The organism is Clostridium thailandense, assembly GCF_019207025.1.
Lineage (GTDB): Bacteria > Bacillota > Clostridia > Clostridiales > Clostridiaceae > Clostridium_AM > Clostridium_AM thailandense.
Map to the genome: position 1 here is coordinate 1 of NZ_JAEEGC010000048.1, position 12,917 is coordinate 12,917.

Genomic DNA, 12,917 nt, shown 5'->3' on the forward strand with positions numbered 1-12,917 from the left:
ACTTTTGATACAAGTCTTAGCTCATATTTTTGAAAAAGCTTAGAAGATTTGATTGTTTGAGCAGAGCGAGTTATCAAAGATTCTTAGCTTTTTTAAAAATATGGGCTTTAGACTTGTCAAAAGTATTTATCGTGCTGGAAGAATGTAAATATATCCCGGAGCATAAGTTAAGTGTCGGCCGTGTTTATCTATATATCACAACATCCCAATTATTTCTTGCATCATCTTATTATAAATCAAGTTGAATGAACTCCTTTAATACTTTTCCATCACACTCTTTAAATTGAATCCCTAAAAGCGCAGCTAAAGTTGGCCCTTCATCTACTAAATTCATCTTTTCAATTATATTACCTTTATTTATACCTTTTCCTGATGCCATAAACACAGTGGTGTAGTTTTCTTTTAATGGAGAGTATCCGTGGGTCGCAGCAGTAACTTCTGGTAATCTTCCAGCTTCTCCCGGTTGAATTTGTTTAATAACCGTCCCTTCTGCTTCATCTAGAAAATAGAAGCCCTTTTTTGCTTCAATGAGCATAGCACATTTTGGATCAGCTCCTAGTTTTTCGGCATCCTGTCTTGAATATATATTCTCAATACATTCTTCTTGTTCATTAAAATCATAAAGTAACTCTTTAAGTTCTTCAATCAATTTATCTTCCTTTACATATAAATAAGCAGAACCATCACAACTTTTAGCTATAGCTTTGTAATCTATAATATTTGTATTCTTTACGTTAATATATCCTTTTTCTTTCAGTAAAACATTTAAGTTAATTATTTTATCCTCATCCAAACTACTGTGATCTCCTAAAACTACTAAAGTACTTTCTTCGTATATACATTTGTCTTTCATTGCATTAATTATATCTCCCAACTTTTGGTCAAGTCTCTCTAAGGCCTCTCTTGCCTCTTCAGAATAAAAACCATGATGATGTCTCATGGTATCCAAATCTGTATAATGAACTAAAACAAGTTCCTGATCTTTTTCTTCTATAGTATTCAACAAGCTGGCATGAACAAAATTATCTAAATAAGGTTGTTTTAAGCCTCTTCTCAAATATCCAAATTTCTTATTTAATATGTACTGATACATTGGACTTCCATTCATCAAAGATACAAAAATTTGATTCTGCCAGGGCCTATTTGCAAATATTTCAGGTAAATTGTATTGAATTCTTGACTTTCCAGTAACTGGCCAAAGTAATGCTGCTACCTTGATTCCCTTGTCTATTGCTAAATCATAAAGTGTCTCTCCCTTTATATATTTTCTCTGCCAATACCAGTCAGGAGATTTACGGTTTATCTGCAGTAAAGTATTATTTATTACTCCATGGTTCTTAGGATATTTTCCTGTAACTATAGTAGCATGAGCAGGATAAGTAAGACTAGGATAAACACTATAAACCTGTTTTGAGTAAGCCGCTTTTTCAATATAACTTTTGAAATTAGGTAAGGTTGAAATATAGTTAAAATCCAATGTAGATAAACCATCAAAAGACAATACATACAAATATTTAGTTAATCTTTTCATATTTCATTCACTTCCTCTAGTCTTAATTATTTTTTAATCTTCAAAGTATATTATATAATAAGATATTGAAAAATAAATTTATTAAAGGCGGTGAGGAATTAAGAAATGGAAGATTTAAATACGAATTATAGCTTAAATGTAACCATATCTGATAGTGTGCAAAATCAAATAGTAGAAAAGTTAATTCTTGTAGAAGATTTAGAAAAAGCCCTTTTTAATGCTGAGACAAATAAAGAAAGATTTCGTAATCCGCAAAACTCACACTATTTGACAAGAATGAGAATTGATAATTTAACATATTGGGTGGAATATGAAGAGAGAACTGATGAATTATTTGTTCATAATGTCTACACCCATAGGATGGAAGTAGTGGAGGGATAGTTATGAAAATAATTAAAGAAGAAAAAACCCCTTGGATTTGCGATAAATGCAATAAAGAACTCCAGCTTAATAAGGTAAAAGTTGTATATCTTGGAGGAAATTTCGAGGTAGAACTTATGCAATGTCCAGAGTGCAAAATGGTATTAATAGATGAAGATTTGGCACTGGGAAAAATGCTTGAGGTGGAAAAAGGATTAGAAGATAAATAATAATTTTTCTAAAATTATCCATCAAGAGCTGTCGCACTTATAAAAAACTAGACCAAAGAGTTGAGATATGTTAAATGTCTGGTATAGGTATCTATATAGATAACCACACCAGGCACTTAACTTATACGCAGGGATATATTGACATTCTGGAAGGTACACTTAAATACTTTTGTTATAAGTCTTAGCGAATTATTTTAGAAAATCTAAGAATCTCTGATATGTTTGAGGTACGAGTTTATCAGAGATTCTTAGATTTTCAAAATAATGAGCTTTAGACTTATCAAAAGTATTTATTGTGCCGGAAGAATGCCAATATATCCCGGAGTATAAGTTAAGTGTCGGCCGTGTTTGTCTATAAGTTCAACAGCTCCTGTATGAAGCCTTATGCATTACCCAACTCTCTGACTTTTTTTGAAGTTAACTTTTTGACCTGTAGTATATATTCTTACTTTTTCAGCACCCGAAATAACCCTTAATGCACGCTGATGATCCTTAATCATAAATCCAGATAGTTCATCAACTCCATAATCAAATAACACAGGCGCCAGCGGAGTCGCAGGTCCTACCATGGTAACTCGTTTAGCGTTTTTTGACAACTCCAGCAATCTAGGAAAAGTCTTGTCCATAATAGATGCACAAGTTATATATACATAATCACTCTCTGGCAGCAAGTACTCAGCTGCGGATATAGGGTAATCCCCATCATCTGCTTCCCATTCAATAATGGATAAATCGCATATTGGCTCAAACAGATTTTCTAGATGTGGAAAATGCCCAACCACAACAACCTTTTTATCCCTTATATCATTCTGAGACATAATAAAAGGATCAAATAACCTGTCCTCAACTCGATTTGACTCTGAAAATTCAACTCCATTTTTTCTTGCCACTTCAGGATTGTTATAATAAGCATTTATTGCAGCAACTCCTATAGATGCTTCAACAAAGTTCCATGACTTTGCACAGACTGCTATCTCGCGTAGTGTGGCTCCAATTAAATTTTTTGTAAACATAGGCATTCTAGTTTCATAAGAACGAAAACTAGCAATTCCTGATCCCTGTCCACTTCTAACATAGGAGGTTATACTTCCAGTTATAAGCTCATCTACTATGAAATCCTCTGGAATTCCATTTATTAAATCATCATATATTTCCCACATAACATACTCCCCTTTTCACTATTTTAATAAATCTTCTGTTATAATTTCACCGACCCGCAGCCTGCTTCTAAGCATCATCAACGTGTTATCAAGTTTTTCGATAGCTGTGAGACTTTGTTTTTCGGCATCAGAGGTTTCTATAATTTTGTGTATGCCACCATTTTTAATAACAATGCGTTTGTCTGCACTAATAGCTAGTAGTGGATCATGGGTAGAAACCAAAATTATCTTTTCTTTTTTTGCCAAAAACTCTATAGCCTGGCGCCTATCAATTCCCGCATTTTCAATTTCGTCAATTAGCACAATAGGTGACTTACTTATATAAGCAGTGTCTGCAATCATAAGAGCCCTGGATTGCCCACCACTTAGTTGTGTAACTTTTGTATTTTCAAGAAATTTTTCACCAGCCAGATGATTGGCACACTTAAAACACTTTTCAACTACCTCATTAATGTTGGGTGTCAACCTACTCTTTGCATGCATCTCTAAGAATTCACGAACAGTCAAATCCATAACAAAATTCATATTTTGCGAAAGCTGTGCCACCAGTTTGCCTTCCATTTCAAATCGCTGAAGTTCATCAACTTCAGCTCCATTTACCAGCACCCTTCTACCTGTTGGAGTATCTCCTTGAGCAAGACACTCAATATCACTTAGAAGTCTGCTTTTACCAGATCCAGTTGGGCCTACAATGCTTATAACCTCTCCGATACGAATAGGAAGTTCAATATTTTCAGCTTCCATTGACTTATTAAAACCACCTATAATTGTTATAGATGAAACATTAGTAGATAAAGTTTCCGTTTGAGTAAAAGTTTGAATAAAATCACAAAGCTTTAATAAAATACTATACCTGTCCAAGCCAAATTCATTTAGTATTTCTTCGGCTACTTCTTCAAGTCCTTGAAGAAGTGAAAGTTTTTTAGGAATGTCATCTAAACGAAAATTAGCAAGAAAATCTGCAGCAATAGGATATGTATCTATTACCTCTTGAATACTTTTTTGATTTATGTAATCCATTAATTCTTGTGTTTTCATATCTTTTTAAACTCCATTTTCTTCATCATTCCCATTTGATATGATTCTCCTATTTTCGTTTCACCTGTACAATAAGAGCATATTGCTGCAGGCATTGTAAATTTAAGTTTCATATCTTTAAGGGTATTAATATCCCTAGTTTGCTGCAAATGTTTTGATAGCAAAAATGTACCCTGACCAGTAATACCGTTAACAAATACAATCTTTGCAGATGAATTTGTCTGTTTTATATTAAAAGCAAACACTTCACGTTCCGCCTGAGAAACAATATCTCCTTTTGTTACAACTATAATATCAGCAAATCTCAGCATCGGACCTATTTTTCTCGGAGTATTTATACCTGATAAATTGTCTATTACACACACTGAAAGTATACCTTTAATATATGGTGAGCATCGATTGCATAAGCCTGCACTCTCTGTTATTAGCATATTAAAGCCAGATTCCACTCCCCACTGCACCGCATCTTCAATATTAGTAACAAAATAGTGATCCGGACATATTTTACCAGAAAATCCTGTAACTACAGGAATATCTGCTTCAATATATCGTAAGTTATCAAAGGAAGTAAGACAATCAAACTTTACAACTCCAACACTTCTCTTTGGCATATCCATACACTCAATCAGCTTTAAAATAACAGAGGTTTTTCCTGAAGATGGTGGTCCAGCAACAGTTATAAGTTTCATTTTAATCCTCCTCATATAAGTAATAAGAATAACAATATTATGATACCACATAATTTTGTTATTCTTAATTGTTTTAACTATTATTTTTTAAGCAAAGAATTTCCTACCAAAGCTTTATATTGATCTTCTGTCAGCTTGCAGTGATAGAATAAATCGTAATATTTTACTGTTTCTTTATAAACATCATATTGAGCCTTTTCTGGATATAGTAATTGTGTAATCCAAATCATTCCCATATAACGATTTACTGATGGAGGAGATCCCATCCAATTATATGGACCATTTGGAACTTCGTAATACTTTCCCTTTTTAATTGCATTAAGCTTCTGCCAAGCTGGATTACTTCCCACAGTGCTGTAAATGCTGCCTGGAGCAAATATGATTACATCAGGATTCCATAAAGCAATCTGCTCTATATCCACCGGGTCTCCAGCTCCACTACTAGAGAACTTTTTTAGAACAGCAACATTATTAGTAACTTTATCTAAAATTTCAGCATGAAAAGAACCTTTTGCAAGTACATTAAGACCGTCCTTACCAGAGCAATATAAAACTTTGACCTTTCCGTTGTCACCTACAGCATTCATAATGTCTTGAGTTTTTTTATAAGTTTGTTCACAATACTGTGCTAGAGCTTCTCCTTGTGCCTCTCTGCCTAGCAATTTACCAAGTGTTCTATAAGCCTCAGGCATAGTAGCTGTAGTTGCATCAATATGAATAGTTGGAATATTCACCTTACTTGATATACTATTCATATCTTCCACAATAGTAGATTTTGCTTCTCCAACATCAATAACAACCTGTGGACTTAGTTTAGCGATCTCCTCAATATTTAAGTTTTTACCACCATAAAACTGTCCAACTACAGGAAGATTTGCGTATTTAGGATCTAGATACTTTTTAGCTTCTTCAGACCATTTATCTGATACTCCTACGAGCATGTCTGGCGCTAAAGCAAAAAGTACAATTTGAGCAAGAGAACCAGATGGTGCAATTTTGGTAATCTTTGCTGGAAGTTTTACCTGACGCTTTGCAGAGTCTGTAAAAGCAGTACTACTTTCACTCTTATTAGCCTGCTCATTGCTTTTGCTACATCCAGCAAACGCAGATATCATAAGACAAATCGCAAGCAGCACTGCGAAGAGTTTTGTCCTTCTCATTTCAATTCCCCCTCATAATTTAATTATAATTAAGACCTTATCAATACTAGTCATAGTCTTCAATAAATAACGCATTTTGGTATACAAACCTTTACCTTGCCTTCATATAAAGTCTGCATCTCAACATCTATACCATATAATGTTTGAATCAACGGTTCTGTGAAAATATCAGCTGGTGCACCACCTGCTAGTATCTTTCCATTCTTAAGTGCTAGAACAGAATCTGAAAACTGAAACGCTTGTTCAGGATTATGTGTTGATTGAATAATTGTATATCCATCTCTGGTTAGAGATTTTATCTCACTCATAACACGAATCTGGTTACCAAAATCCAAATTTGCTGTAGGTTCATCCATAATTAGAACCTTAGCTTCCTGTACTAATGCACGAGCAATTAAGACAAGCTGCCTTTCACCACCACTTATATGAGTGTAGCCTCTGTTTTTTATATGCTCTATTCCCATTCTCTCCAAGGCTGCTTGAGCATTCCTAATCTGTTTTTCACCAGGACTTGCAATAGAAGAAACCTGAGTGGTTGTTCCCATAAGAACCATATCAAAAACACTGAAATTAAAGGATGGATAATGAGATTGAGGAATATATGCAACTAGCTTAGCCATTTCTTTTATACTTAGGCCTTTGATATCAGTGCCATTAAAGAGCACTTTTCCTTCGTAACCATTTAACAAGCCAAGCATGCAGCGAAACATTGTACTTTTTCCTGCTCCATTTGATCCTATAATGGATAACAACTGATTATCGTGAGCTGTAAAACTTATATCATCAAAAATCAACTGATCTCCATAGCTAAAAGAAAGCTTGGACACTTCAATGCTCAATATGTTTCCTCCTTTCTTGTAATAAGGTATATGAAAAAAGGTGCTCCAATAAATGCAGTAAGTATGCCTAGCGGGATTTCTGAAGCCAGTAAGTTTCTTGAAACATCGTCAACTAACAGAAGAAAAATTGCTCCTGATATCATTGAAGCAGGCATGAGATATTTATAGTTATCTCCTACAATTTTTCTTGTCAGATGAGGTATAACCAGACCTACCCACTCAACCATGCCGCTGACTGATACGCTGGCTGCTGTTACCATGGTTGCAAAAACAATAATAATTAAGCGAATTCGCTTTGCATTTACACCTATAGTTCTTGCCTCATCATCACCCATAGTGAGGACATTAAGCTGCCATTTTAAGAGAAAGAGGACAATAATTCCTAATGCCATAGGAATTATTACAAGTTGAATCTGACTCATTTTAGCTCCTGCAAGACTCCCTATTAGCCAATATGTAATAAGAGGCAGCTGGTCATTAGTATCTGCAACCAATTTTATATAAGAAGTTCCTGCTTTAAAAAGTGCGCTTACCATAATTCCTGATAGGATTAATCCCAATATATTATTACCTTTAGTTCTTTTTCCAATGAAGTAAACAATAGCAATAGACAGAAGTCCGAAACAAAAAGCACTTACTATAATCATCTTGCTATTCCCATAACAAAAGATAGCTAATGCTGCACCAAAGCCAGCACCAGCAGAAGCTCCTAGAACCTCTGGTGATGCCATCGGATTTTGAAAAACTCCCTGATAGGATGCGCCTGCTGCAGAAAGACAGCATCCAACAAGACAAGCTAATATAATACGCGGTAGACGAACGTTAAAGAGAATAGCCTCCATTTGGTCAGTCCAAAAGTGATTAACTGGATAAAATTTTGAAATCAAAATACCAAAAAGATCTTTAGGTGAGATAGGATATCTTCCAAGCTGGAAGGAAGCTATAATAACTAATACAAGAATAACTACAAGAACAAGAATTTTAAAATTATAGGCATTAGCCGCCTTTATCTTTTGCATACTTCCTTTCCCTCTTTCTTTTAATTTTAGTATTATATTGTAAGCATACATATACCAACATAAACTTTAATTAATACATTTATAGCTAAACATTCTAAAATTTTAAAGATATTTCTACATTATGGTTTCACTAAAAATTCTATAATAATACCGCATTTCATGTAAATACGTAGTTTGTAAATAGTTTCGTACAATTAATGAACATTGTTAGAAAAATTAACATTTATATAACCTAAAGATCCAATAAATTATACTGTATTATAAATACCTGCTCTTTTCTGTTTTATTACTTATTAGTAAGGTTGCAATCAATGCTACTAATACAAAGCTGGCACATAGCATTAATATATAATCAAAAGCATCTGAAGAAGCTTGTTTCTTAAGTAATCCTATAATCGTACTATAAGACTGAATTTGCGCATCTGCCGATGATGTTCCATTTTGTATTAATTTACTTTGAATTTGATTTAAAAATGCCATAGCAGAACTATTAAAAGATGTTACCTGTTCTGATAATCTATAATAATAAATATCCATTTTACTTGTAAGAGAAAGTGTCATCATAGTTATTGAAACAGAACCAGCTATTTGTTTAAAAGTATTTTGAAGCGTTGAACCTTGATTTATTAATCTCTTTGGTAAAACGTTCATACCCAAAGTAGTAAGAGGCATCATAGTGCATCCGAGTCCAGCGCCACGAAGTATCAAAAGTAAATTGATCATTTCACTGGAAGTATTTAAATCTATTTGTCCTAACTTATATGATGATGCTCCTAGCAAGAGTAAACCCGGAAGTATTATTATTTTAGGATTAATTTTATCAACAAGTTTTCCGCTTATAGGCATCATAAGGCCAGTGACAATTGCAGATGGAAACATTAGTATGCCCGTTTGCATAGCTGTATATCCCTTAAGTCTTTGAAGAAACAAAGGTACTGCATATACACCACCCATCAAGCTCATATTTACTAATGTTAGTGCAATTAACGAAAAAGAAAAATTTAGATCTTTCAACAATCTTAAGTTCATCAACGGTTCCGAAACTATTAGTTCATTTATAATAAACAGTATAAAGTTAAAAATTCCTACTGTCATAAGTATAGGATTCTTTACCTCTCCCCAATCTATAGGATTTTCACTTAGAACATACAAAACACTTACAATAGCAACTGTTGAAAATACGAAACCTAGAATATCAGGCTTTTGTGATGACTTATGAGGAAATTCTTGAAGTAAAATTGATGATAAAATTACAGCCATGATACCTATAGGAACATTGACATAAAAAATTAGTCTCCAATCTAGCTTTTCAATAATAAAACCTCCTAGAGTAGGCCCTATAGCAGGAGCTGCCATAGTTGCTATTCCCCAAAATCCTAAAGCTAAGCCTCGTTCTTTTACATCAAACATTTGAAAAATAATAGACATACTAACAGGCATAATCATTCCACCACCAAGAGCTTGCAATATACGGAATGCTATCATAGTCGAGTTACTCCATGCTGCACCACAAAGCAATGAACCTAGAGTAAATGATGCTAATGCAAAAATGTATAATCTCTTATTTCCAAACTTTTCTGAAAGAAATCCTGTAAGAGGTACAATAGCGCCTAAAGTTAGTGTATACGCCGTTAGAACCCACTCCACTTCATCTAGTGATACATTAAAAACCGCCATCATCTTAGGTATTCCTATGTTTACTATGCTAGTATCAAGAATTGCCATGAATGTCCCCATAACTACTGCTGCCAGAGCAAACCATCTATATGAATCTGCTTTAAAATCCTTCTCCATTAAAATCTACCCCTTTTCATTTAACATGTATTCTAACAACAACATTTGTTCCAGGTAATAATCTATAATTGGTCTTCGGCAGCGCTATTTTTACAGGAATTTTTTGTGTGACCTTGGTAAAGGTTCCACTATTTGATGTAGGTATAACAGCTAAGGCAGAATTAGCATAGTCACCAATAGTAATAACTTTTCCAGTAATTTTTGAGCCATCATATTCATCTACACTAATGTCAACATTTTGCCCAAGCTTTACCTTCTTAAGCTTTGTTTCATCTATGTTCGCAGTTATATAAATTGCTGATGGATCTACCATTATAGCAATCGCTTGTCCTGGAGCAGCCATTTCTCCGACTGTTCCCTGCTTTTTTAATATGATTCCACTAATAGGAGCTCTTACATTTGATAAATCCATACTTGTATCAGGAAGAGTATTCAAGTCCTGTCTTGCTATTATCTGCCCTCTTTCAACAGATTGCCCATCTTTGATATTTATTTCTAAAAGCTTTCCTGAAATTTGTGGTGTTGCTTTAACTAAATCTCCTTGAATAGTTGCATCCTCTGTTGAAACATAATAAGCATTATCGTACCAGTAATACAAAACTATTCCTGTTACAGCCAAAATCATTAGTAAAAAGACTGGAATCAATATCTTCTTTTTATTTTCCTTCATGTTTTTATTCACCTTCCTTATTTTTTAACGCTATCTCTGTAAACATTCCAGGCTTTAAAATGTTACTGTCATCTTTAAGAGCTATTTTAACTAAAGCACTTTTGTTACGAGAATCTATCTGAGCATTTATTGTTGAAATTTCTCCTTCAAATGCTTTTTCAGGAAACTCAACTATCTTTATCTTAACTTTCTGCCCAACTTCTAGTTTAGGAAGTATATCCTCCGGTGCATAACTGTCTATGTGCAGCTCATTACCACCTACGATTGTAATAAGAGGCTGTCCAATTCCTGACATTTCACCTTCATTTATATTTTTAGCAGTAACTGTTCCCGATATAGGTGCAGTAATATTCGCATAACTTATTGAGGTTTTTGCAATCTCAACTGCAGCTTCTGCTTGTTTTACAGTAGCTGCTACTGCATTTATATCCGTTTGTGTTGATCCATTTTGTAACATTGCTAGACTTTCAGCCGCTGAATCATATTGAGCCTTAGTACTAGCAAGTGCCTGTTCTGCTTGTTCAAGATTCACTTGAGCCGTATTTCCACCTTGTAATAATTGCTTTTGACGATCATAATTTTTCTGAGCTACCTCATAAGCTGTTTTAGCTCCCTCCACAAGTGCTTGTGATGAAGCAATTTGCTCTGATCTTGAGCCAGCCTTAATTTTGTCTAAATTAGCCTCAGCTGTCCCAACAGAAGCTTCTGCTTGTTTTAATTGTGCCTCAAGGTCTTTCGTATCTAGATAGATAATAGTATCCCCTGCATTTACTTTACTACCTATATCTACATTAAGTTGAATTACTTTTGCATTAATTTTAGATGATACATTTGCTGAGTTATCTGCTTGAATTTTTCCACTCAATAAATACTTATCTTGATATGCAGAATCTACTTTAGCTGATTCAGTAATGGTACTTTTACCAGATGAACATCCAGTAAGTAGTATTGCAAGTGTTAATAGTAATGTTACAGATTTCTTCATTTTTATCCCCCTCTAATAAAACAAAATTAATTGATATCTTAAAAACGAATTTTTAAACACTGTTTAAATTATTGTTTAAATCAATACTAATACTTTAACCATTGTTTGTCAATTAAATCTTTAACAAAAAATTTGTTAAAGTATAAAAATCAATATGCAATATTTCTTTAATATACTATCATATAAGCAATTTTAAGTACTTCTATTTTGTTACATAAATATTTTATTTTTATTACGCTTATTGACAAAAATTATATAAAACAGTAATATATTTTTAAAACATATTATTAAACACTGATTAAAAATATATAAAAATTGCATATACCTTTTATAGATAACCATGACCGACACTTAACTTATACGCAGGGATATGTTAAGTGTCGGCGGTGGATGCCTATAAATAAAAAGTGAAAGCTTTATATTTAAAAAGGTATTTGGAGGTTAATATGAAAAATAATTTTAAAGATGTTCCAAGCTCAAAGGATAGAATATTAAATGCAACCCTTTATATTATTGGAAAAGACGGATTTCAAAACGTCACCATAAGGAAAATTGCAGATATCGCGGATGTTAATGTGGCATCTATTAACTATCATTTTGGCTCAAAGGATAACGTTATTAATGAAGCCCTAAAATGTATCACTAACAAATTTATGAATTCTTTTCAACTTCTTGATGATTCTCAAACTGCTCCAATAGATAAGTTAAGAATTTTTCTTAGAAGCTATTCAGACATTAGTGTAGAATATCCTGATGTATTTAAAAATTTTGTTAACCAACTTATATACAACGGAACTCACGAATCTGAATATATGATGTTTATTCGCCAGAAAGGTTCGGACAGTATAAAAAATGTTTTGAAGGATGCCACAGGTATTGAAGACAATCATACTTTATCTCTGATGGCGTTGCAGATAATTGGCAGTATGATTTTTCCTGTACTGGCAAATGATCATGCCAAGTTTATTTCCGAGTTAAACTATAAAGATAAAATGACTAGATATGACTACGTTGAATTGCTAATAAGAGGCATTCAACATTCATAGATAAGTTTTACTGACCCAAATGTTTATGTTACTGATATGTGGATTGGTAAATAGTATTGCTTAAAATAAAAGGGGCTGTCGCACTATTAGAAATACACCAGAAAGTTGAATTATGCGCAGGGAGATGTTTCCAGAGCTGAAGACACATATAAAAACTTCTTAATCAATCTTAGCGAAGTATTTTAGAAAATCTTAGGACCTTTGATATGTTTGAGGCACGAGTTTATCAAAGGTTCTTAGATTTTCAAAATACTGAGCTTTAGATTGATAAGAAGTTTTTATAGTGTTGAAGCCTGGAAATATCTCCCGGAGCATAATTCAACTTTCGTTGGTGGACATCTATAGTGCGACAGCCCCCCTCAATTTTATTTATTGGTCTTCCAATAAATTTAATGA

13 protein-coding genes are annotated in these 12,917 nt (G+C 33.5%); 3 read left to right on the plus strand and 10 right to left on the minus strand.

The features are described 5' to 3' along the window. Positions 1-229 precede the first annotated feature (229 nt). The gene (locus tag I6U48_RS11360) at positions 230-1,531 is read right to left on the minus strand and encodes an alkaline phosphatase family protein (RefSeq protein ID WP_218320579.1); all 1,302 of its coding nucleotides are present in this window, start codon (positions 1,529-1,531) and stop codon (positions 230-232) included. 105 nt (positions 1,532-1,636) lie between these two features. Here I6U48_RS11360 and I6U48_RS11365 point away from each other — a divergent pair, with 105 nt between their 5' ends. Both I6U48_RS11365 and I6U48_RS11370 read left to right on the plus strand, forming a co-directional pair. Beyond that, a complete protein-coding gene (locus I6U48_RS11365) occupies positions 1,637-1,912 on the plus strand; it encodes a hypothetical protein (RefSeq protein ID WP_218320580.1) in 276 nt (91 codons plus the stop codon). A 2-nt stretch (positions 1,913-1,914) separates the two neighbouring features. After that, entirely contained in the window at positions 1,915-2,121 is a 207-nt protein-coding gene (locus I6U48_RS11370) for a DVU_1557 family redox protein (RefSeq protein WP_218320581.1), read from the plus strand. 389 nt (positions 2,122-2,510) lie between these two features. Here I6U48_RS11370 and I6U48_RS11375 read toward each other — a convergent pair whose 3' ends face one another. The 9 genes from I6U48_RS11375 to I6U48_RS11415 form a co-directional block, all read right to left on the minus strand. Further along, positions 2,511-3,281 (minus strand): DUF364 domain-containing protein, encoded by a 771-nt coding sequence (locus tag I6U48_RS11375; RefSeq protein WP_218320582.1) that lies wholly within the window; start codon positions 3,279-3,281, stop codon positions 2,511-2,513. Positions 3,282-3,299: 18 nt separating this feature from the next. Further along, the gene (locus I6U48_RS11380; RefSeq protein WP_218320583.1) at positions 3,300-4,319 is read right to left on the minus strand and encodes an ATP-binding cassette domain-containing protein; all 1,020 of its coding nucleotides are present in this window, start codon (positions 4,317-4,319) and stop codon (positions 3,300-3,302) included. Continuing rightward, positions 4,316-5,008 (minus strand): GTP-binding protein, encoded by a 693-nt coding sequence (locus tag I6U48_RS11385; RefSeq protein WP_218320584.1) that lies wholly within the window; start codon positions 5,006-5,008, stop codon positions 4,316-4,318. The genes I6U48_RS11380 and I6U48_RS11385 overlap by 4 nt, the downstream gene beginning before the upstream one ends. An 80-nt stretch (positions 5,009-5,088) precedes the next feature. Further along, positions 5,089-6,168 (minus strand): ABC transporter substrate-binding protein, encoded by a 1,080-nt coding sequence (locus I6U48_RS11390; RefSeq protein WP_218320585.1) that lies wholly within the window; start codon positions 6,166-6,168, stop codon positions 5,089-5,091. 59 nt (positions 6,169-6,227) lie between these two features. Further along, on the minus strand, positions 6,228-7,007 hold the full coding sequence (locus I6U48_RS11395) for an ABC transporter ATP-binding protein (RefSeq protein WP_218320586.1): 780 nt from the start codon (positions 7,005-7,007) through the stop codon (positions 6,228-6,230). Then, positions 7,004-8,026, minus strand: a complete 1,023-nt coding sequence (locus I6U48_RS11400; protein ID WP_218320587.1) for a FecCD family ABC transporter permease — start codon at positions 8,024-8,026, stop codon at positions 7,004-7,006. Before I6U48_RS11400 ends, I6U48_RS11395 begins: the two co-directional genes overlap by 4 nt. A 258-nt stretch (positions 8,027-8,284) precedes the next feature. Continuing rightward, positions 8,285-9,820, minus strand: coding sequence for a DHA2 family efflux MFS transporter permease subunit (locus I6U48_RS11405; RefSeq protein WP_218320588.1), 1,536 nt, complete (start codon positions 9,818-9,820; stop codon positions 8,285-8,287). Positions 9,821-9,836: 16 nt separating this feature from the next. Then, the gene (locus I6U48_RS11410) at positions 9,837-10,490 is read right to left on the minus strand and encodes an HlyD family secretion protein (RefSeq protein ID WP_218320589.1); all 654 of its coding nucleotides are present in this window, start codon (positions 10,488-10,490) and stop codon (positions 9,837-9,839) included. Positions 10,491-10,494: 4 nt separating this feature from the next. After that, positions 10,495-11,475 (minus strand): HlyD family secretion protein, encoded by a 981-nt coding sequence (locus tag I6U48_RS11415; protein ID WP_218320590.1) that lies wholly within the window; start codon positions 11,473-11,475, stop codon positions 10,495-10,497. Between the two features lie 446 nt (positions 11,476-11,921). On the opposite strand from I6U48_RS11415, the gene I6U48_RS11420 reads away from it, so the two are divergent. Then, complete coding sequence (locus I6U48_RS11420) at positions 11,922-12,521, plus strand: TetR/AcrR family transcriptional regulator (RefSeq protein WP_218320591.1); 600 nt, start codon at positions 11,922-11,924, stop codon at positions 12,519-12,521. The last annotated feature ends 396 nt before the right edge of the window (positions 12,522-12,917 follow it).

Excerpts from the sequence above, each read along its gene's own strand:
- I6U48_RS11415 (WP_218320590.1), bottom strand. The coding sequence starts at position 11,475 with ATGAAGAAATCTGTAACATTACTATTAACACTTGCAATACTACTTACT.
- I6U48_RS11375 (WP_218320582.1), bottom strand. The coding sequence starts at position 3,281 with ATGTGGGAAATATATGATGATTTAATAAATGGAATTCCAGAGGATTTC.
- I6U48_RS11390 (WP_218320585.1), bottom strand. The coding sequence starts at position 6,168 with ATGAGAAGGACAAAACTCTTCGCAGTGCTGCTTGCGATTTGTCTTATG.
- I6U48_RS11410 (WP_218320589.1), bottom strand. The coding sequence starts at position 10,490 with ATGAAGGAAAATAAAAAGAAGATATTGATTCCAGTCTTTTTACTAATG.
- I6U48_RS11385 (WP_218320584.1), bottom strand. The coding sequence starts at position 5,008 with ATGAAACTTATAACTGTTGCTGGACCACCATCTTCAGGAAAAACCTCT.
- I6U48_RS11400 (WP_218320587.1), bottom strand. The coding sequence starts at position 8,026 with ATGCAAAAGATAAAGGCGGCTAATGCCTATAATTTTAAAATTCTTGTT.
- I6U48_RS11370 (WP_218320581.1), top strand. The coding sequence starts at position 1,915 with ATGAAAATAATTAAAGAAGAAAAAACCCCTTGGATTTGCGATAAATGC.
- I6U48_RS11420 (WP_218320591.1), top strand. The coding sequence starts at position 11,922 with ATGAAAAATAATTTTAAAGATGTTCCAAGCTCAAAGGATAGAATATTA.
- I6U48_RS11380 (WP_218320583.1), bottom strand. The coding sequence starts at position 4,319 with ATGAAAACACAAGAATTAATGGATTACATAAATCAAAAAAGTATTCAA.
- I6U48_RS11365 (WP_218320580.1), top strand. The coding sequence starts at position 1,637 with ATGGAAGATTTAAATACGAATTATAGCTTAAATGTAACCATATCTGAT.
- I6U48_RS11360 (WP_218320579.1), bottom strand. The coding sequence starts at position 1,531 with ATGAAAAGATTAACTAAATATTTGTATGTATTGTCTTTTGATGGTTTA.
- I6U48_RS11405 (WP_218320588.1), bottom strand. The coding sequence starts at position 9,820 with ATGGAGAAGGATTTTAAAGCAGATTCATATAGATGGTTTGCTCTGGCA.